This is a genomic window from Kitasatospora sp. NBC_01287 (assembly GCF_026340565.1).
GTDB lineage: Bacteria > Actinomycetota > Actinomycetes > Streptomycetales > Streptomycetaceae > Kitasatospora.
In genome coordinates this window covers 536,763-555,985 of sequence record NZ_JAPEPB010000001.1, presented here as the reverse complement: position 1 = coordinate 555,985, position 19,223 = coordinate 536,763, and the positions used below count along the sequence as shown (strand labels likewise).

The window sequence follows — 19,223 nt, the reverse complement described above, 5'->3', positions numbered from 1 at the left end:
CCACCTTCGCGGGCGTCGCCGAGGACATACTGGGGGCATGGACGATCTCGCGGGATTCCTGCGGACCCGGCGTTCCCGGGTCGACCCGGCGACCGTCGGCATCCCCACCGACAGCCGCCGCCGGGTCGAAGGGCTGCGCCGCGAGGAGGTCGCGCACCTGTCCGGAGTCAGCGTCGACTACTACGTACGCCTGGAGCAGGGCCGCGCGACCCAGCCCTCCGAGCAGGTCCTCGACGCGCTCGCCCGGGTCCTCGGCCTCGACGGGACCGAACGCGGGCACCTCCACCGGCTCGCCCGGCAGCGCCGCCGCCGGGCGAAGGCGCCGAGCGGGAGGGTCCGGCCGGAGCTGCTGCGCGTCCTCGGCCTGGTCGCCGGCGCACCCGCGCTGATCATGGACCACCGCCTGGACGTGCTCGCCGGGAACCGCCTCGCCGAACTCCTCCTCGGCCGCTCGCTGCCGGGCCTGAACACCGCTCGGCACATCTTCCTGGAGGAGGCCGAGCGCGGCCTGTACGCGGACTGGGAGGGCTGCACCCTCGACGTGGTCGGGCACCTGCGCCTGGCCGCGGGCAAGTACCCCGAGGACCCCCGCCTGGCCTCGCTCATCGGCGAGTTGGCGATGGGCAGCGAGCGCTTCCGCCGCCTCTGGGCCTGCGCGGACGTGCGCGCCCGCACCCATGGACGCAAGGCGTACCGGCACCCGCTGGTCGGACTGCTCGAACTGCACCAGGAGAACTTCGCGCTGCCGGACGAGTCGGGCATGGAGCTGTTGGTGCTCTCCGCGGCCCCCGGCAGCCCCGCCGAGGACGGGCTGCGCCTGCTCGCGGGCCTGGGCGCGGAGAGCGGTGACGCGCGTTCCGCGGTGAACGCCCAGGTCGGCGAGTAGCCCGACGGTGCCTCGCCGACCACGTGACGGCGTTGCTCAGGCCCCCGCCGCCGCCGCGCGCAGCGCCTCGACGGCCCGTGCGGCCGCCGCGCCGATCGCGGCGCTGATCGCGCTGTCGTCCGAGCCCGGCCGGGAACGGGTGAAGACGGCGGCGGCGTAGTGCCGGCCACCGGGGTGCTCCGGGTGCTCCGGGTGATCCGGGTGCTCGGGGTGCTCGGGGTAGGAGATCACCCCGATCTCGTTGCGCACCACGCCGACCAGGCTGCCGCTCTTGGCCGCCACCCGCACCGGCCGGCGGAAGCCGCTCGCCAGTCGATGGCGGGTCAGCTGATGGCCCAGCACGGTGCGGACCCGGGCGCAGGCGGCGGCCGGGCCGGCCTGGTCGGTCCAGATCAGCCGGAGCAGCTCGGCCATCTCGCGCGGGGTGCTCCGGGTGCCGCGTTCCGGGTCCAGCGCACGGGCGGAGAGCAGCAGTTCGTCGGCCCGGGCCATCTCCGCCTCGGTCGCCTCGCGCGCCCAGTCGACCAGATCGGCCCAGTCGGCGCGGCCGAGGTCCTGGGCGATCGAATCGATCATGGTCCGCTTGTCCGACTCCAGTACGGTGCGGGTCAGCCCGAGCCGGGCGGCCGTGGCGTTGACGCTGTCGACGCCGACCCGGCCCAGCAGGGCGTCGGTGGTCTGGTTGTCGCTGATGGTGAGCATCAGGACGACCATGTCCCGCCAGGTGAGCACGACGTCGTCCGCCATGAGCGAGAGCCCGGTGGGGCCCAGGGTCCGTTCGGCGGCGGGCAGGGTCACCGGCTCGCGCGGGTCCAGCCGGCCTTCGGCGAACCAGGTCTCGGCCTCCAGGGCGACCAGCACCTTGGAGACCGAGGCCAGGACCACCGGTTCATCGCCGTGGAGGTCGAACGCCGAACCGTCCGTCAACGACTGGACGCGCAGGGCGCCCGTGCAGCCGGCCCGCTCGAACATCGCCTCGATCGCCGCCCGGGCCGCCACCGTGTTGTCGTCGGTCATGGAAAGCATTCTGGCAGAGCCGCCGGTGCCGGCCCCGGGCGGCCCGGCGGGCGCTCCGCGAGCTGACAGTACGTCAACTGAGCTTGTTGGCAGGCGGGGAGGTCAGCCGCTCCGCATGGGCGCGGATCCGCTCCCGGTCCTCGGGGAAGCTGCTCGCCCACGGCACGCCCAGCGGCACCCAGCGGCACCCAGCAGGCCCGCTGGTCCGGCTCCGGCCGCAGCGGCACCGCGTCCGACCTGCGCCGTTCCGCGTCGGGCCCGTGCCGCTCCGGCCCGGGCCGGCAGCCGGCGCCGTTGGCCGGCGCCGTTGGTCGATCACCCAGCCGGGCCCGGTGGAGCTGGTGTCCCGCACCACTCGTCGCCGCCTCGGCGCGTTGCTTCAATCGCCGTATCGAGCTGGTCGAGGACGGTGGGACAACGTGGATCTGAACACGGTGGTGGAGGTGCGCGACGCCCGCGAACGCGGTGCGTGGCGGACCGGTGACGCGTGGCTGGGCGGCGGCACGTACCTCTTCTCCGAGCCGCAGCCGCACCTGCTCCGCCTGATCGACCTGAGCCGCACCGGCTGGGAGCCGCTGCGCGTCACCGCCGCCGGGGACCTGGAGATCGCCGCCACCTGCACCATCGCCGAGCTCTCGCGCTACGCTGAATCAGCCCCCTGGACGGCGGTGCCGCTCTTCGAGCAGTGCTGCCGGGCCTTTCTGGCCTCCTGGAAGATCTGGAACATGGCCACCTTCGGCGGCAACCTGTGCAACTCGCTGCCCGCCGGTCCGATGATCTCCCTGGCGGCCGGTCTGGACGGGGTGGCCGTGCTGCTCGACCAGGGCGGCGGCATCCGCCGGGTGCCGGTGGCGCAGTTCGTGGTGGGCGCCGGGCGCAATGTGCTGCGGCGCGGCGAACTGCTGCGCGCGGTGGTCCTGCCGGCCCGCGCGCTGGCCGCCCGCACCGCCTTCCGGCAGGCCTCGCTCTACGGGCTCGGCCGCTCCGGCGCACTGCTGATCGGCGCGCTCGATCCTCCCTCGGCCTCCGGCCGGCAGACGCCCCAGGCGAGCGGTACGCTGACCCTCACCATCACCGCCTCCACCGTGCGCCCGATCCAGCTGCGCTTCCCGGTGCCGCCGAACGCCGAGGCGGTGCGCGAGGCCGTGGAGAACGCCGTCGAGCCGCACGAGTACTTCGACGACATCCACGGCCACCCGGCCTGGCGCCGGCACATGACCTTCCGGTACGCCGAGGAGATCCGCCGCGAACTGACCGGGCCCGCGCAGGGACAGTGTGACCTCACCCCCACCGAGGAGGCCGGACGATGAGCTTCGCCATCCGCGTCAACGACCAGGACTTCGACGCCGAGCCCCGCCCCGGCCAGTGCCTGCGCACCTACCTGCGCGAACGCGGCTGGTTCGGTGTGAAGAAGGGCTGCGACGCGGGCGACTGCGGCGCCTGCTCCGTGCAGGTCGACGGCCGGCCCGTGCACAGCTGCGTCTATCCGGCGGTCCGCGCCGAGGGCCGCTCGGTGACCACCGTCGAGGGCCTGGCCAAGGACGGTGAGCTGCACCCCGTGCAGCAGAGGTTCCTGGACGCCCAGGGCTTCCAGTGCGGCTTCTGCACCGCCGGGTTCCTGATGACCACCTCCGCCCTGAACGAGGAGCAGCTCACCGACCTGCCCCGCTCGCTCAAGGGCAACCTCTGCCGCTGCACCGGCTACCGCGCGATCGAGGACTCGATCCGCGGCGTCAAGCACGTCGAGGAGCCGTGCGCGGGGCAGGCCGTCGGCCGCAGCCTGGGCGCCCCGGCGGGGCCGCTGGTGGTCACCGGCACCGCCCGCTACACCTTCGACGTCGAGGTGGCGGGCCTGCTGCACATGAAGCTGCTGCGCTCCCCGCACCCGCACGCCCGGATCCTCTCCATCGACGCCTCGGCCGCGCTGCGGGTGCCCGGCGTGCACGCGGTCCTCACCCACCGCGACGCGCCCGACAAGCTCTACTCCTCCGCCCGCCACGAGCACCCCACCGAGGACCCGGACGACACCCGGGTGCTGGACGACGTGGTCCGCTTCGTCGGCCAGCGCGTGGCCGCCGTGGTCGCGGAGAGCGAGGGCGCGGCGGAGGAGGGCTGCCGGCGGATCGTGGTCGAGTACGAGCAACTCCCGTTCGTCATCGACCCGGAGCTCGCGATGCTGCCCGGCGCCCCGGTGATCCATCCGAAGGGCCCCGAGTCGCGGATCTTCCGCGCCGAGGACAACGTCTGCGGCGAGGTGCACGGCGAACTGGGCAGCGTGGAGCAGGGCTTCACCGAGGCGGACGTGATCTACGAGGAGACCTTCCAGACCCAGCGGGTGCAGCACGCCAGCCTGGAGACGCACGGCTGCGTCGTCTACTTCGAGCCGGCCCCCGGTGAGGACGGGACGGAGCCGGGGTCGGAGACGGCGGAGGAGCGGATCGTGGTCCGCTCCAGCACCCAGGTGCCGTTCCTGACCCGGCGCGCGCTCTGCGACCTGTACGACCTGCCGATGGAGAAGGTCCGGGTGATCGCCGGCCGGGTCGGCGGCGGCTTCGGCGGCAAGCAGGAGATGCTCACCGAGGACATCGCGGTGCTCGCCGCGATGAAGCTGCACCGACCGGTCAAGCTGGAGTTCACCCGCCCCGAGCAGTTCTACGGCGCCACCACCCGGCACCCGTTCAAGGTCACGGTGAAGCTCGGCGCCAGGCGCGACGGCACGCTGACGGCCATTCAGTTCCGGGTGGTCGCCAACACCGGCGCCTACGGCAACCACGGCCCCGCGGTGATGTTCCACAGCGTCGGCGAGTCGATGGGCGTCTACCGGGCGCCGAACAAGAAGGTGAACGCCTACTCGGTCTACACCAACGGCGTGCCCGCCGGGGCCTTCCGCGGCTACGGCCTGGGCCAGGTGACCTTCGCCCTGGAGTCGGCGATGGACGAGCTGGCCCGCGAGTTGGAGATCGACCCGCTGGTGCTGCGCGAGAAGAACGTCATCGGCCCCGGCGAGCACATGGAGGGCCCGTGCGGCGAGGAGGAGGACCTGCACATCGCCAGCTACGGCCTGGACCAGTGCCTACAGGTGGTGCGCGACGCCCTCGCCGACGACCGCAGCGCCGAACTCGCGCCCGAGGGCTGGCTGGTGGGACAGGGCTTCGCGATGTCCGCGATCGCCACCGGCCCGCCGGGCGGCCACTTCGCCGACGCCACGGTGAAGCTGCTGGAGGACGGCACCTACGACATCGCGGTCGGCACCGCGGAGTTCGGCAACGGCACCACCACCGTCCACAAGCAGATCACCGCCGGGGCGCTGGGCACCACGGTGGACCGGATCGCCATCCGGCAGTCCGACACCGACGTGGTCAAGCACGACACCGGCGCCTTCGGCTCGGCGGGCACGGTGGTCGCGGGCAAGGCCGTGATGAAGGCCGCCAACGCGCTCGCCGAGCAACTCCTCTCCTTCACCGCCGAATACGCCCGCACGCCACGCAGCCTGCTGCGGCTGACCGCGGACTCGGTGGAGTGCGACGGCCGGCTGGTCTCGCTCAAGGAGGTCTTCGAGGCGGCGCGCGGCAAGGGGGTCGAGCTCAGCGCGGACGGGCACTGGGGCGGCACGCCCCGCTCGGTGGCCTTCAACTCGCAGTGGTTCCGGCTCGCGGTCGACCCGGACAGCGGCGAGATCAAGATCCTGCGCAGCGTCCACGGGGCCGACGCCGGCAAGGTGATGAACCCCATGCAGTGCCGCGGCCAGGTCGAGGGCGGCGTCGCCCAGGCGCTCGGCGCGACCCTCTTCGAACAGGTCCTGGTCGACGAGCGCGGCGAGGTCAGCACCGCCGCCTTCCGCCGCTACCGGCTGCCCGCCTACGCCGATGTCCCGCGCACCGAGGTCCACTTCACCGAGACCTCCGACTCGATCGGCCCGCTCGGCGCCAAGTCGATGAGCGAGAGCCCCTTCAACCCCGTGCCGCCCGCCTTCGCCAACGCCCTGCGCGACGCGACCGGCGTGCGCTTCACCGACGCCCCGTTCCTGCGCGACAAGGTCTGGCTGGGGCTGGTGGCGCACCGGGCGCGCCTGCGGGAGTCGGAGCGCTAGCCGGCCCGGGAGCCTCGGTGCGCCGGGTCTCCCACGTCAACCATCGAACCGCGACGCTGCTTCGCGGTCGGTCGTGTTAGCGTCGCTCGACCACTTCACCATGAGATCAGTGCGGGGCGTGATGAAGCTTCTCCTTACCGACTCCGGCGTCAGGAACGCGAGCATTCTGGCGGCGCTGGTCGATCTCCTGGGCAAACCCGTCGCCGAGGCCAGTGCCCTCTGCATCCCCACCGCGGGGTACGGGGGCCCGTACGGGGGGCCGGGCGGGCCATGGCGTTTCGTCAGCGGAAATTCCCCCTGTCCCATGACCGAGTTGGGGTGGAAGTCGGTGGGCCTGCTGGAGCTCACCGCACTGCCCAGCATCGACAAGGAACGCTGGGTCTCCTGGGTCCGGGAGGCGGACGTCCTGCTGGTGAACGGCGGCGACGCGCTGTACCTGGGCCACTGGATGCGGGAGTCCGGACTGGCCGACCTCCTCCCCTCGCTGAGCGACACGGTCTACGTGGGGCTCAGCGCCGGGAGCATGGTGCTGACTCCCCGCATCGGGGAGGAGTTCGTCGGCTGGAAGCCGCCCACCGGTGGCGACAGCACGCTGGGAGTCGTCGATTTCTCCGTCTTCCCGCACCTCGACAGCCCGGATTGTCCGGAGAACACGATGGCCGAGGCGGAACGCTGGGCCGCCAAGATCGAGGGCCCGGCGTACGCCATCGACGCCCAGACCGCCATCAAGGTGACCGACGGCGACGTCGAGGTCATCTCCGAGGGCCACTGGAAGCTGTTCAACGCGGCATCGTGAACGTCGAACCGGCCTCGACGAGTCCGGCCGCCAAGGACGGAATCGGCCGACGGCAGCCGTGCGGTGGCCGAGGGGGTGGAGGGTCGTGCGGGTGGCCTGCTTGAGGTCAGGCGGTGCCCGCACGGCTCCCCGCGCCCTGGCCGGGCACGGCTGCCGTCGGCGGCCCGGGTGTGGGGGAGGCCGCGAGCCAGGCCCTGTGCGGTAGGGCCGGGGCCTATCCAAACAGGGTGGTGACCGGGTGGGCGACTGGCGCGGGGCACCAGGCGGTCGGCCGCTGGTTAGGTGATCGACCAGGGCGCCGGCCTCGCGGCTGCGGCTGGTCAGACACCGATGTCCTCGCTCTTGCGAGGGTGGGCGGGGAGCAGGAGGGGCTGGCCGACCGCGAGCAGCAGGCAGCCGCCCGCCAGAGCGAGCCAGAGTCCGGCGCTGCCCGTGCGCGTCAGCAGTTGGGTCCCGACCAGGGGTGCGGCGACGGCGGCGGCTCCCCAACTGGTCCCGTAGGCGGCCAGGTAGCGGCCGGTGCCGCCGGGCGGGGCCAGGTCGGCGACCACGGCGTAGGCCCGGCCGACCAGCAGCAGGTCGCCGAGGCTCCACAGCACCGTCGACCCGAGCAGCGGCGCCAGGCTGCCGGCCGCCGCGTAGCCGGCCAGCCCGGCCGCGAGCAGCAGGTAGCCCGCGCGCAGCGCCGTCGGTGCGGTGAGGCCGGCCAGGCGCGGGCGCCGGAGCAGGGGCTGGCCGGCCAGTACCGTCACCGCCGAGGCGGTGAGGAGCAGCCCCGCGTCGGCCGGCGGCAGGCCGTGGCGGGCCAGCGAGAGCGGCAGCGCGATGGTGAGCTGCAGGTAGATCAGCGCGAAGAGGGTGCCCGAGACGACCATGGCGAGCAGTGCGCGGTCCCGCCAGGGGTTGACCGGTGACGGGCCGCCGGCAGCGGGGGCGGATCCGCTCTGGCCGCGGCGGTCGGCGCGGCCGGCGCGGTCGGAGGGCAGCACCGCGCGGTCGGTGGGCAGCACCGCGCGGTCGGTGGGCAGCACCGCGCGGTCGGTGGGCAGCACCGCGCGGACCACCGCGGCGCAGGCCAGGCAGCTCAGCGCGTCCGCCGCGAAGAGCCATCGCAGGTCCCAGCGCCCGAGGGTCGCCGCCAGCAGCCCCGCCGCGACGCCGGCCCCCGCCAGGGCTGCGTTCAGCAGACCGTAGGCCCGCACGCGGTGCTCCGGTCCCACCGCGTCGGCGATCATCGCCTGACTCGGCGGTTCGTACAGTTCGAAGGCGAGTCCGAGCAGCACCGCGCACCCGGTCGCCACCGCCAGGCCGCCGGCGAGCGCGAGGCCCAGTTGGGCCGCCGCGCAGCCGGTGAGCCCGAGCACGATGGTGCGCCGCCGCCCGAGCCGGTCCGCCAGGCGTCCGCCGAGCAGTCGGGAGGGGATGGTCGCCAGCCCGAAGGCGGCGCCGATCAGGCCGGCGGTCGCGGTGCCGGTGTGGAAGTCGGTGCTGAGCAGCACGGTCAGGAAGGGGAGCGAGAACGCCGCGAGGCGGTTGACAGCCCGGGCCGCGACGAGCAGCCGAACGGTGCGCGGCAGCGGTGGTGGCAGCGGTGGTGGCAGCGGTGGTGGCAGCGGTGGTGACAGGGGCATGGCTGGGCCCAATCGTGACTGGTGAACCGTGTATCGTCAGTGACGAACGCTAGGCGCGAAGGAGTAACTGGTCAAGTGATGTTCGACAGTCACGTAGCGGCACTGCTGGATGCGTCGGTCGCCCTGGTCAACGCGCTGACCGACGGCAGCGCGCGCGGCAAGCCCTACGTCGCCCCCCGGGACGCCCAGCTCGCGCCCGCGATCCTCGCGGCCCTGCTGCCGGGCGGCGAGCACTCCCCGGAGGCCGCGCCGGACGCCCTCGCCCCCGAGCAGGCCGCCTACCTGGCCGCCGCGGCGCGGCAACTGCGCGCGGTCTTCACGGCGGTGGACACGGGCGACCTCGACGCGGCCGCCGCCGCCCTGAACCCGTTGCTGCGCTCCTCCGGCGCCCGCCCCCAGCTGGACCGGGTCGCGGGTGAGCCCTGGCAGCTGCACTTCCACGGCAGCGACGACTCGTTCGCGGTGGGCTGGACCGCGGGCTGTGCGACGGCGCTCGCGCTCGCGGTCGGCAGCGACCTCGCCGGCCGGTTGGGGGTCTGCCAAGCCGCCCGCTGCGACCGGGTGTTCGTGGACGGTTCGCGCAACGCGGGCAGGCAGTTCTGCTCGACCGCCTGCCAGAACCGGGTCAAGGCGGCGGCCTTCCGGGCCCGCCGCACCGACGGCTGAGGTGGCGACGGCTGAGGTGGCGGGGGGCTGACGTCCCGGTGGCCGCCGCACCCGCGCCCGCTCGGTCAGGGGCGCCGCCGGTTCTCCTTGCGGCGGACGAACTTCAACCCCGACCAGTCCTCGCCGAGCGCGGCGACCTTCACATCCACCACGCCGAGCGGGAGGAGCAGTTCGCGCAGCGTGCTGTCGGTGATGTCGCTGCGGTGACCGGCCGCGCGGCGGGGCCAGGCGATCCAGAGCATTGCCTGATCGGCGAGCTCATCGACCAGGGCGGGCGCCGCGGCGGACAGCTCGGCGGCGGAGCGGTAGAACGCGATGGTGACATCCGCGCCGGCCGGGCCGCCCTCGCCGACCGTGCAGCCCGCGGGCAAGCCGGGCAGCTCCCACCGGGCCGGCCCGTGGCACAGGTGGACCAGCTGACCGGGCTTGATGCCGATCTTCCTGGCCAGCGGCGTGCCGGAAGGGCCGCCGCCCGCCGCGGTGGCGCTCATGCCGCCCACACCTCCCACGTCTCGCCGCACGTGTGCCCGGTTTCGCCCTCGGCCTCGGGCTCGGCCACACCCACGGCCACACCCACGGCCTCGGGCTCGGTCACACCCACGGCCTCGGGCTCGGCCGCATGGATCGGCCGCATGGATCAGCCTACGTCCAAGCTGATCCGATCGATGGTCAGCTCGCCCCGGCCGCCGCTCGCCACGCGGAGCGGAGCTGTGCGCCGACCTCGGCGGCCTGCTGAACACCCGCCTGGAAACTCGGTCCCCAGGCGGCCAGGTCGCCCGGGTCCGTGCCGAAGGCGCGCACGGCGGCCGGATCGGGGCCGAGCGTCACCACGGTGTCCGCCCCGACGCTCGCCAACTGCTGGTCGAGCGCCTCGCGGGGGAAGAGGTGCGCCATCGGTTCCACCACGACCAGCGTGCGGGCGCCGGCCGCGAGATCGGCGTTGGTCCCCTCCCGCAGCGCACCGTCCATGTACCGCCGGCCGTCGATCGCGACCGGTGGCGCGGCCCCGGGGAAGGCGCTGCTCGCCGCCACCGCGGAGACCAGCGGCACACCGCTGTCGCGGTCCCACAGCACCGGCTCACCGGTGCTCGCGTCAACGGCGGTGATCAGCAGTCGCCGCTCGGGCCACGCCTGCGCGCCGATCAGGGCGGCACGTCCCGCGAGCAACGCCTGCTCGGCCTCGGGGTCGGCGCCGTCGAGCGCGAGCCGGCCGACGCGCCGCCTGGCCTCGCCCCGTTCCAGGCCGCGGTCGCCGAGCACGGCGAACACCTCGCCCATCCGCCCGGGGTCCACCTTGGGCCGGTGGGCGGGGTCGCGGGTCGACGCCGCGAGCCGTTCCAGGTCCTGCCCGGTGGCGAGCAGCGCTCCGACGATCGCGCCGGCCGACGTGCCGACGATCAGGTCGGCCTCGCCCAGGTCCACGCCGTCGCGGCGCAGACCGTGGGCCAGCCCGACCGTCCAGGCCGTGCCGGCGAGGCCACCGGGGCCCAGGACGAGTCCTCGGTCGAAGGTGTGCATGGCGATCTCCCCTCGTTAGTGAAACAGTCGTATCATATACGTGTTGAAGCCGGCGTGGACGATGATGTTCCTGTTGACGCTGCTTCAGTTCCGGCCTGCCGAGAGGAGATCGATCGTGGGGCGACCGGCGGACCCCGCCCGACGCGAGCGCACGCTGGCGCGGGCGACCGACTACGTGCTGTGCCACGGGTTGGCCGGGCTGAGCCTGCGCCCGCTGGCCGCGGCCCTCGACACCAGCCCGCGGATGCTGCTGTACGACTTCGGCAGCAAACAGGAGTTGGTCGCCGCGGTGCTCGCCGAGGCCCGCCGCCGAGGTGCCGGGCGGCTGGCCGAGCAGCTCCCACCGGGCACGGGCACGGGCTCCGCGCGGGAGCGGCTCCGCGCCATCTGGGAGTGGATCAGCGCGGATGAGCGCTTGCCGTTCGTCCGGCTCTTCTTCGAGGTGCACGCCGACGGCCTGGTGCACCCCGAGAACTACCCGGGCCAGGGCGAGGCGATCACGGACTGGTTCGACACCCTCGGAGCCACCTTCCGCGATGTCTCCACCGGACCGGACGACACCGTCACGTCCACGTTGGTCATGGCCGTCGTCCGGGGACTGTTGTTCGATCTCACCGTCACCGGCGACCGCCAACGCACCGATGGCGCGTTGGACCGCTTCGCCGAACTCCTGGTGCGGTGACCGGGGCAGGTCGTGCCAGGCCGGGACGGGTCGTGCCAGGCCAGGCCGGGGCGGGCCGTGCCAGGCCGTGCCAGGCCGGGGGTGCGCCCGTCGGCTCCGTCAGGCCCGCCGGGCGACGGTGACGATCTCCGGGCTCGCCCCGGTCAGCGGGCCGCCGCGCAGATCGCCGTACTGCTCCTCGATCACCAGCCCCGCGCCCGTCAGGAACTCCGCGAGCGCGGCCCGGCCGAGGAACCGCAGGGTACTGGCGGTGCGCCGGGGCTGCGCCCGGCCGGGCGCGGCGAAGGTGTGCCGGAAGCGCACGATGTCCCCCGTCACCGGCTCCGCCACCTCTCGCCAGAACCGCACCACCGTCCCGTCCGGCCCCCGCACCTCGCTGACCCGGTCGGGTGTCCACCGCTCCCACTCCCGCGCCGCCGGATTGCGCGTCTCGAAGACGAACCGGCCGCCGGGGGCCAGGAGCGAGTGGACCGCGCCGAGCGCGGTCCGCAGTTCCTCGTCCGTCAGGTACACCTGGAACGTGTGCCCGGTCATCACCACCAGCTCGAACCGCTGCTGCCAGGAGAGCGGGACCGTGGTCAGGTCGCCGAGCACCCACTCGACGCCGGAGCGCTCGGCAGCGGTGCGTGCCCGCGCGTGTGCCAGCATCGCCGCTGCCGGGTCGAGGCCGCACAGCCGCCCCGAGTGCCCCGCCAGGCGGGCCCGGTGCAGCAACTCTCCCGTGCCGCAGCCGACATCGAGCACGGAGGCGGCGGAGCGCAGCAGCGGGAGGTAGAAGTCGAGGTCGTCGCGACCGGCGCAGAGCGGGTCGTACAGGGCGGCGAGGTCGGGATCCGCGAAGAGTTGATCAACCATCAGGCCTGTTTACCATCGGGCCTGTTCGAACACGAGTGAATTCCGCCGCCCGCCCGCCCGCCACCTGCTGCCCGACGCCTGCCGTCTGCCGTCTGCTCCGCGCAGAGCGAAAGCCCTTCCGGCTCGCCCGAGCCCGTGCGAGGCTCGCCGGATGCGCTACATCATCATCGGGGCAGGGGCGATCGGCGGCGGCATCGGCGGTCGGCTGCAGGAGAGCGGGCACGACGTGGTCCTGGTCGCGCGCGGCCCGCACCTGGCGGCCCTGCGCGCGGACGGCCTGCGGTTCAGCACGCCCGAGGGGACCAGGACGCTCGCCGTTGCGGCGGTCGGCGGCCCCGAGGAGCTGGACCTGGCGCCCGAGGACGTCCTGGTGGTCGCGGTCAAGTCCCAGCACACCGTCGGCGTCCTGCAGGAGTGGGCGGGCCGGCCGGTGAGCGGTGGCGGCACGGCGGGCGAGGCGCTGCCCGTGGTCTGCGCCCAGAACGGCGTGGGCAACGAGCGCCTCGCCCTTCGCTGGTTCCGCCGGGTCTACGGGATGTCGGTCTGGATGCCCGCCACGTACCTGGAGCCCGGCCGGGTCGCCGTCCCCGGCGCGCCGTTCTCCGGCATCCTGCACCTGGGCCGCTACCCGCGCGGCAGCGACGGGACGGTGCGCGCCATCGCCGCGGACCTGGAGCGCTCGCGCTTCCAGGCACCCGTCGACGAGGACGTGATGCGGTGGAAGTACGGCAAGCTCATCGGCAACCTGCCTAACGCGCTCGACGCCGTGGCCGGCCCGATCGAGGGGAACGAGCCAGTGACGGAGCTCTTCCACCGGACCATGGCCGAGGGCGCGGCGGTGCTGACCGCGGCGGGGATCGCCTACGCCACCGTCGACGAGCAGTTGGAGCGACGCGGAGACCTGATGCGGACCCTCCCGCTGGACGGCGTGGAACTCGGCGGCAGCTCCTCGCGGCAGAGCCTGACCCGGGGCACCGGCTCGATCGAGTCGGACTACCTCAACGGCGAGATCGTGCTGCTCGCCCGCGAACACGGCGTGCCCGCCCCGCTCAACGAGGCGCTGCAGCGCCTGGCCTCCGGATACGCCCGGGAGGGCCGCGCCCCGGGCGGCCTGCCGGCGGCGGAGCTGGCCGCGCTGCTCGCGCTCGGCACGGAGGCGTAGACCGACCGCCGCCGACCGGTCCCGTCGCTACGGGGTGGCTGTCGACCGGCAGGAGGCGATGAACCGCAGCAGGCGTTCGTTGACCAGGTCCGGGCGCTCCAGGTTGAGTCCGTGGCCGGTGCGCTGCACGATCTCGGCCCGGACGCCCGGGATCAGCGCGGTGACCCTCGCCAGCACGTGGCGCGGCCGGAGCAGGGCGCTGCGGCTGCCCAGCAGGACGAGCGCGGGCAGCTCGATGGAGCCCAACTCCTCGTCGGTGAACGGTCTGGCGGCGGGGCGGGTGTTCGGCCTGTAGGTCCGCATGCCCAGTATCAGGGGGGCGATCATCTCGGGCGGTGAGCTGAGCGCGGGGTTGGCGAGCAGACGTCCCAGCGCGGGTCGCAGGCGCCGCGGGGCGAGCAGCCCGAACAGGCCGCCGACCATGTGGGCGTAGAACCGGGCGGGGACCTTCTCGATCCCGCCAGGGTCCAGCGGCGCGATCGAGGCGAGGCGCTCGGGCGCGTGGATGGCCTGGTTGAGGGCCAGCCAGCCGCCGTAGGACAGGCCGACCAGGTGGATCCGCTCCAGTCCGAGGCCGGCGAACACCTCGCTGAGCCAGGCGGCGTTCTCCGTCGAACCGGCTGCGACGGCGCGCTGAACACCGCGGCCGGGGTCGTCCAGCGTGTCGATCGCGTAGACCGGGTGGTGCCGGCCCAGCGCGGCGATCTGGGGGTACCAGTTGGCGGGGTGTCCGGCGTGGCCGTGCAGCAGCACGACCGGTTCGCCGGTCCGGGGCCCGTAGTGGTGGACGTGGACCGTTCCGTAGGCGGTCTCGACATCGAGTTCCTGGCGGGGGCTCGGCCACAGCGCCATCGCGCGGTCGTACGCCTCAAGGAACTTCGCTCGGGCTTCCTCACTGACGAAGCGTCCGACGGTCGTCCTGGTCATGTTCCCTCCCGGTGCGCGAAGCAGCGGCAGCGGCGCTGTGCGCTGAACGGCGGCGGCATTTGATGGTATGTTTGTACCATAAAAGTTCTTGAAGGGAACCCGATGCCGAAGCTGGTGGATCACGAGGAGCGGCGCGCCCACATCATCGACGCGCTGCTGCGCGCGGCGGCGAGCGAGGGCCTGCACGCCGTCACCATGCGGTCCGTCGCGATCGAGGCGGGCGTCTCGGTGCGGCTCGTGCAGTACTACTTCGACACCAAGGAGCAGTTGCTCCTCGCGGCGCTCACCCGCCTGGCCGTGCGGATGGGCGAGCGGGTGCGCGACCGGGTCAGGGCGGCCGGCTCCCCGACGGCCCCGCGCGAGGTCATCGAGGCGGTCCTCCTCGAAGCCGTACCGACCGATGAGGAGAGCCGGGCTTTCCACCTCGTCTACACCGAGTACGCGGTGCTCTCCGTCACCGACCCCGCGCTCGCCGATCAGTCGTTCCTCACGGCGCCCAACGAGATGGAGGGCTTCCTGGTCGGCCTGCTCACCGCCGCCCAGCAGGCCGGCGACACCGATCCACGCCTGGACGCCCGCCAGGAGGCCGTCGTCCTGCTGGCGGCCTCCGCCGGCCTCGGCCTGAGCGTCCTCCTCGGCCAGCGCACGGCGGGCGACGCGGCCGCGGTCCTGCGCTACCACCTCGGCCGGCTCTTCCCCGAGCCGGCAGAGGAAGACCGGCCGGGCACGCCTCGGTCCGCCGCGCACCCCCAGTAGCCGACCTCCGCCGGGACACCGTCGTGGTACAGCACCGTGCAGCGGCCGACGCCGCGGCCAACGGTTTCCTGCAACGCGTCGAAGGCGACCGTCCACCGCTCGTACGTGGGGCGGCCGTCCGGAGCCCACTCGCGGATCTCGGCGTCCGTCAGCGGCCCACCCACCCGTCGGTGGCCGCCGTGGGGAGGAAGCGGCGCAGGCGGGCGACGGGGAACGGGGTCTCGCGGCTCTCCCGCTGCAGGTCGCGGTAGAACTCCGCCATCACCGCCGCCAGTGGTGCGTGTCGGCGCAGGAGGGCCGTGGCCGCGGTGGGGAGGTGGCCGCCGGGTGGAGCGGAGGGTGCGCGGCCCGCGGCGTAGGCGTGGACGATCGCGTCGCACTCGGAGCCGCTGCGGTGGTGGAGCTCGGTCACCAGCCAGCGAACCAGGTGGGTGAGTGCGTAGCAGTGGTCGTAGCCGCGGTGGTGGTCGAGGAAGGCGGCCTCCGCCGGGGCGAGTTCGAAGCTGTCGGCGACGGCCAGGCCGAAGTCGGCGAAGTAGAGGCGCCGGCCGTCGGTGAGGATGTTCTCGAAGTGGGCGTCGAAGTGCAGCAGCCCGCGCGCGTGCAGGAAGGCCGTGGTGGCCGTCAACTCCCGCTCCACCATGGCGCAGGCCCGCCCGGCGGCGGCCTCGCCCGCGCGCAGCCGCTCGCCGAGCCAGGAGTGCAGCGTCTGCGGGAGGTATTCGAGGAACAGCACCAGGCTCGCGGCGGAGTCGGCGAGCTCCTCGATCCGGCGGCGCACCTCGGGCCGGCCGCCCCAGTACGCGACGGCCGCGTCGGCGTCGGCCAGCTCCGCCGGTAGCGGCCGACGCGGGCTCGGCAGCGCCCGGGCGTGGTGGAGCAGCGGGAAGCCCTCGTGCTCGCCGGCGCGCACCCAGCCGGTGGTCAGCTCGTGCGCGGCGAGTTCGCGCCAAGCGCCGAAGCCGGGCCCGCCGATGCCGTAGTGGCAGAAGGCGGGCAGCGCGAAGAGGTTCGCGGTGGACCGGGCGTGCCGGGGCAGCAGCTCGGTCGCGGTGAGGGGCACCTGCTTCACGAAGACCGACGAGCCGGCCACCTCCAGCAGCGACACCGCACCGCCGATGCCGGCACCGAGCGGCCTGGCCGCCGCCAGCAGGTCGAGCAACTCGCGGTCGGTGAGCCCGGTCAGCGCGGTGGCGACGGCGTCGTGCGTTGACAGCCGGGCGGCGGATCGGCCGGTCGCGGTGGAATTCGGGATGCTCACGTCCGGGCTCCTCGGTGGCTGTGCCGCGATCTTGACCGGGCTGGAGGCTACCCGGCCGGGCAAGTCGGCAACCCGGACCGGGGCCTGCTCCTCCGTACCCGGACTGCTGCGCGCGGATCGCTGGGTTCGGCCGGCTGCGCCCGGACCGCCGCGTCCGTTCCGGTGCGCCGTGCCGTGCCCCGGGTGTCGTCGGGGCGGATACTGGCGGGATGAGGAGCGGCGCTGATCCGGTGGAGAGCGGTCCGTGCTGAGCCACTGCTCCGCTGAGTTGTTGAGCTGAGTTGTTGAGCCGAGGTGTTGAGCCGAGCTGCTGCGCCGGCGTCGGCTCGGGAGTTCGGGGAGGAGGTCACCCACTCCTTGCCACTCTCAACTTATAGCGCACCGGGGGGCTTGCGGCAAGACCCCGGTCGTGCCGCAGAATCGCCGACCGAGGCCAGAACGCGCGGAAACGGATGAGGGTTTGTGATGATCGACGTGATCGTGGCGGGCGGTGGACCGACCGGTCTGATGCTGGCCGGCGAGCTGCGGCTGCACGGTGTGCGCGTGCTCGTGCTGGAGAAGCTGGCGGAGCCGACCGGGCATTCCCGTTCGCAGGGTCTGCACGTGCGCAGCATCGAGGTGATGGACCAGCGCGGTCTGCTGGAGCGGTTCCTCGCGAACGGCCGGCGGCACGCCACCAGCAGCTTCTTCGCCGGCATCATCAAGCCGTGGCCCGAGCGGCTGGACACCGCGCACTCGTACATCCTCGGCATTCCGCAGGCGGTCACCGAGCGGCTGCTGGCCGAGCACGCCCGTGAGCGCGGCGCGGAGATCCGGCGCGGGTGCGAACTGGTCGGGCTGTCCCAGGACGAGGAGGGCGTGACCGTCGAACTGGCCGACGGCACGCGGTTGCGCTCGCGCTACCTCGTCGGCTGCGACGGCGGGCGCAGTACGGTGCGCAAGCTGCTCGGTGTGGGCTTCCCGGGGGAGCCCAGCAGGGTCGAGACGCTGCTGGGCGAGGTGGAGATGGGCGTTCCGCCCGAGGAACTGGCCGCGGTGGTGGCCGAAGTCCGCAAGACCCACCTGCGGTTCGGCGCCGGCCCCATGGGGGAGGGGCTCTACCGCGTGATCGTGCCCGCCGAAGGGGTGAGCGAGGACCGCGAGGTCCCGCCGACCCTTGAGGAGTTCAAGCAGCGGATGCGGGTCTTCGCCGGCACCGACTTCGGCATGCACTCACCGCGCTGGCTCTCCCGCTTCGGCGACGCCACCCGGCTGGCCGAGCGCTACCGGACCGGCCGGGTGCTGCTGGCCGGCGACGCGGCGCACATCCACCCGCCGACCGGCGGGCAGGGCCTCAACCTCGGCATCCAGGACGCGTTCAACCTCGGCTGGAAGCTGGCCGCCGAGGTCAACGGCTGGGCGCCGGAGGGACTGCTGGACAGCTACCACACGGAACGGCACCCGGTGGCAGCCTCGGTGCTGGACAACACCCGGGCGCAGATGCTGCTGCTCTCCCCCGAGCCCGGCCCCCTGGCGGTGCGCCGGCTGCTGTCGGAGCTGATGGACTTCGACGAGGTGAACCGGCACCTGATCGAGAAGGTCACCGCGATCGGGGTCCGCTACGACGTCGGTGGTGCGGGTGGTGCGGGTGGTGCGCGTGGCGAGGGTGACGTGGGCGAGGGTGACGTGGGTGATGGTGATGCGGGTGACGCCGATGGGACCGGTGGCGTCGGTGACTTCGCCGGGGGCCGTGAACTGCTGGGCCGCAGGATGCGGGACGTGGGCCTGAAGCGCGGCCGCCTCTACGGGCTGCTGCACGGCGGCCGCGGGCTCCTGCTCGACCAGACCGGCCGGCTCTCGGCGGCGGGCTGGGCGGACCGGGTCGACCACGTCGTCGGGGTCAGCGAAGAGCTGGACGTGCCCGCGGTGCTGCTGCGCCCGGACGGCCACGTGGCGTGGGTCGGTGACGACCAGCGGGACCTGCTCGCCCGGCTGCCCCAGTGGTTCGGCGCCGCCACCGGCTGAGTCGCCACCCGGCGATCCGGCCGCTCCGCGCTACTGCCCCACCCGGCCGTCGACGCGTTCGCGCAGCAGATCGGCGTGCCCGCAGTGGCGGGCGTACTCCTCGATCCGGTGGACCCACAGCCCGCGGACGGGGAGGCCGTCGTGACCCACCCGCGCACCGAGATCCGTGCACCCGGCCAGCGCAGCGTCGGTCGCGGCCTGTTCGCGGGCGAGATCGGCGAACGCGCCGTCGACCAGCCCCTGCTCCGCCAAGGCTCCCTCGAAGTCGCCGTCACCCGCGCCGTACAGCTTCGGCGCCGGGTCCGCCGGCTGGACCCAGTTGCGCCAATCCCGCTCCACCTCGGCGAGATGGCGGACCAGTCCCAGCAAGGACATGGTCGACGGCGGCACCGACCGGTGCGTCAGCTGTTCCGGATCCAGTCCCTCGCACTTCATCAGCAGGGTCAGCCGGTAGCTCGTCAGGAAGTCCCGCAGCGTCGCCAACTCGCCCTCCGGGAGGGCTCCGTCGCTGCTCCGGGGGTCCTTGTCCGGGTCCGCCCACATGTCGGGGTAGACGCTCGCCTGGCTCCACCGCTCGGGTACGTCGTTCACCGTGGTCATGATTCTGACGGATGGTCAGACAGGCAAGCGATTATCCGGCAGGCAAGCGGTTGCCCCGAGCACCCGCCCGGGTGCGAGCCGGGGCTCAGTGGCCGAGCAGACCCGCGAAGTCCGTGCCCAGGTTCGCGACCTTGGTGAGATCCCCCAGATCCGAGATCCCCCCGACCGGGATGCTGTAGGTGTGCTCCTGCTTCGAGGGAGCCGGGTAGGCCGTCGTCCCGGCCGCCGAGGCCGAGGTGGCGGCCGCCAGGCCGGCCGCGATGAGCAGGGCGCCGGTGAAGGTGAATCGGATCGCGGTACGCATGCGGGCCTCTGGTCCTCTGGTCATCGGGCGGTGGGGTGTGTCGTCCTGCTCAACTGCCGACGGGCGCC

Annotated in this window: 19 protein-coding genes; 9 read left to right on the top strand and 10 right to left on the bottom strand. The window is 73.5% G+C overall.

All coding sequences use genetic code 11. The features are described 5' to 3' along the window. Window positions 1–37: 37 nt before the first annotated feature. Window positions 38–886 (top strand): helix-turn-helix transcriptional regulator, encoded by an 849-nt coding sequence (locus OG455_RS02140; RefSeq protein ID WP_266289537.1) that lies wholly within the window; start codon window positions 38–40, stop codon window positions 884–886. A 36-nt stretch (window positions 887–922) separates the two neighbouring features. Here the strand turns inward: OG455_RS02140 and OG455_RS02135 are convergent, their stop codons facing one another. After that, entirely contained in the window at window positions 923–1,903 is a 981-nt protein-coding gene (locus OG455_RS02135; RefSeq protein ID WP_266289534.1) for a serine hydrolase, read from the bottom strand. A 419-nt stretch (window positions 1,904–2,322) separates the two neighbouring features. On the opposite strand from OG455_RS02135, the gene OG455_RS02130 reads away from it, so the two are divergent. The 3 genes from OG455_RS02130 (at window position 2,323) to OG455_RS02120 (ending at window position 6,789) form a co-directional block, all read left to right on the top strand. After that, window positions 2,323–3,213: a xanthine dehydrogenase family protein subunit M gene (locus OG455_RS02130; protein WP_266289532.1), complete on the top strand. Its 891-nt coding sequence runs from the start codon at window positions 2,323–2,325 to the stop codon at window positions 3,211–3,213. Further along, window positions 3,210–5,993, top strand: coding sequence for a molybdopterin-dependent oxidoreductase (locus tag OG455_RS02125; RefSeq protein WP_266289530.1), 2,784 nt, complete (start codon window positions 3,210–3,212; stop codon window positions 5,991–5,993). The genes OG455_RS02130 and OG455_RS02125 overlap by 4 nt, the downstream gene beginning before the upstream one ends. A 100-nt stretch (window positions 5,994–6,093) precedes the next feature. Continuing rightward, window positions 6,094–6,789: a Type 1 glutamine amidotransferase-like domain-containing protein gene (locus OG455_RS02120; protein ID WP_323185386.1), complete on the top strand. Its 696-nt coding sequence runs from the start codon at window positions 6,094–6,096 to the stop codon at window positions 6,787–6,789. A 320-nt stretch (window positions 6,790–7,109) separates the two neighbouring features. Here OG455_RS02120 and OG455_RS02115 read toward each other — a convergent pair whose 3' ends face one another. After that, a complete protein-coding gene (locus OG455_RS02115; RefSeq protein ID WP_266289526.1) occupies window positions 7,110–8,420 on the bottom strand; it encodes an MFS transporter in 1,311 nt (436 codons plus the stop codon). Window positions 8,421–8,498: 78 nt separating this feature from the next. On the opposite strand from OG455_RS02115, the gene OG455_RS02110 reads away from it, so the two are divergent. Next, window positions 8,499–9,086: a CGNR zinc finger domain-containing protein gene (locus tag OG455_RS02110; RefSeq protein ID WP_266300628.1), complete on the top strand. Its 588-nt coding sequence runs from the start codon at window positions 8,499–8,501 to the stop codon at window positions 9,084–9,086. Between the two features lie 65 nt (window positions 9,087–9,151). Here the strand turns inward: OG455_RS02110 and OG455_RS02105 are convergent, their stop codons facing one another. The 3 genes from OG455_RS02105 to OG455_RS02095 are packed head-to-tail and all read right to left on the bottom strand — an operon-like array spanning window position 9,152 to window position 10,604. After that, on the bottom strand, window positions 9,152–9,577 hold the full coding sequence (locus tag OG455_RS02105; RefSeq protein ID WP_266289524.1) for a DUF3052 domain-containing protein: 426 nt from the start codon (window positions 9,575–9,577) through the stop codon (window positions 9,152–9,154). Beyond that, entirely contained in the window at window positions 9,574–9,720 is a 147-nt protein-coding gene (locus tag OG455_RS02100) for a hypothetical protein (protein WP_266289522.1), read from the bottom strand. Before OG455_RS02100 ends, OG455_RS02105 begins: the two co-directional genes overlap by 4 nt. A 35-nt stretch (window positions 9,721–9,755) precedes the next feature. After that, on the bottom strand, window positions 9,756–10,604 hold the full coding sequence (locus OG455_RS02095) for a patatin-like phospholipase family protein (RefSeq protein ID WP_266289520.1): 849 nt from the start codon (window positions 10,602–10,604) through the stop codon (window positions 9,756–9,758). A 115-nt stretch (window positions 10,605–10,719) separates the two neighbouring features. Between OG455_RS02095 and OG455_RS02090 the strand changes: the two genes are divergently transcribed. Further along, window positions 10,720–11,286 (top strand): TetR/AcrR family transcriptional regulator, encoded by a 567-nt coding sequence (locus OG455_RS02090; RefSeq protein WP_266289518.1) that lies wholly within the window; start codon window positions 10,720–10,722, stop codon window positions 11,284–11,286. 99 nt (window positions 11,287–11,385) lie between these two features. Here the strand turns inward: OG455_RS02090 and OG455_RS02085 are convergent, their stop codons facing one another. Then, a complete protein-coding gene (locus OG455_RS02085) occupies window positions 11,386–12,141 on the bottom strand; it encodes a bifunctional 2-polyprenyl-6-hydroxyphenol methylase/3-demethylubiquinol 3-O-methyltransferase UbiG (protein WP_266289516.1) in 756 nt (251 codons plus the stop codon). A 151-nt stretch (window positions 12,142–12,292) separates the two neighbouring features. Between OG455_RS02085 and OG455_RS02080 the strand changes: the two genes are divergently transcribed. Next, window positions 12,293–13,303: a ketopantoate reductase family protein gene (locus tag OG455_RS02080; protein ID WP_266289514.1), complete on the top strand. Its 1,011-nt coding sequence runs from the start codon at window positions 12,293–12,295 to the stop codon at window positions 13,301–13,303. A gap of 27 nt (window positions 13,304–13,330) precedes the next feature. Here OG455_RS02080 and OG455_RS02075 read toward each other — a convergent pair whose 3' ends face one another. Then, window positions 13,331–14,230, bottom strand: a complete 900-nt coding sequence (locus tag OG455_RS02075) for an alpha/beta fold hydrolase (RefSeq protein WP_266289512.1) — start codon at window positions 14,228–14,230, stop codon at window positions 13,331–13,333. A gap of 102 nt (window positions 14,231–14,332) precedes the next feature. On the opposite strand from OG455_RS02075, the gene OG455_RS02070 reads away from it, so the two are divergent. Next, entirely contained in the window at window positions 14,333–14,986 is a 654-nt protein-coding gene (locus OG455_RS02070) for a TetR/AcrR family transcriptional regulator (RefSeq protein WP_266289510.1), read from the top strand. Window positions 14,987–15,134: 148 nt separating this feature from the next. On the opposite strand, the gene OG455_RS02065 is transcribed toward OG455_RS02070, so the two are convergent. Further along, window positions 15,135–16,247: a protein kinase family protein gene (locus OG455_RS02065; RefSeq protein ID WP_266289508.1), complete on the bottom strand. Its 1,113-nt coding sequence runs from the start codon at window positions 16,245–16,247 to the stop codon at window positions 15,135–15,137. Between the two features lie 465 nt (window positions 16,248–16,712). On the opposite strand from OG455_RS02065, the gene OG455_RS02060 reads away from it, so the two are divergent. Next, window positions 16,713–18,251: an FAD-dependent monooxygenase gene (locus tag OG455_RS02060; RefSeq protein WP_266289506.1), complete on the top strand. Its 1,539-nt coding sequence runs from the start codon at window positions 16,713–16,715 to the stop codon at window positions 18,249–18,251. 30 nt (window positions 18,252–18,281) lie between these two features. Here OG455_RS02060 and OG455_RS02055 read toward each other — a convergent pair whose 3' ends face one another. Both OG455_RS02055 and OG455_RS02050 read right to left on the bottom strand, forming a co-directional pair. After that, the gene (locus tag OG455_RS02055) at window positions 18,282–18,851 is read right to left on the bottom strand and encodes a DinB family protein (RefSeq protein WP_266289504.1); all 570 of its coding nucleotides are present in this window, start codon (window positions 18,849–18,851) and stop codon (window positions 18,282–18,284) included. A gap of 85 nt (window positions 18,852–18,936) precedes the next feature. After that, complete coding sequence (locus OG455_RS02050; RefSeq protein WP_266289502.1) at window positions 18,937–19,155, bottom strand: hypothetical protein; 219 nt, start codon at window positions 19,153–19,155, stop codon at window positions 18,937–18,939. Window positions 19,156–19,223: the final 68 nt, after the last annotated feature.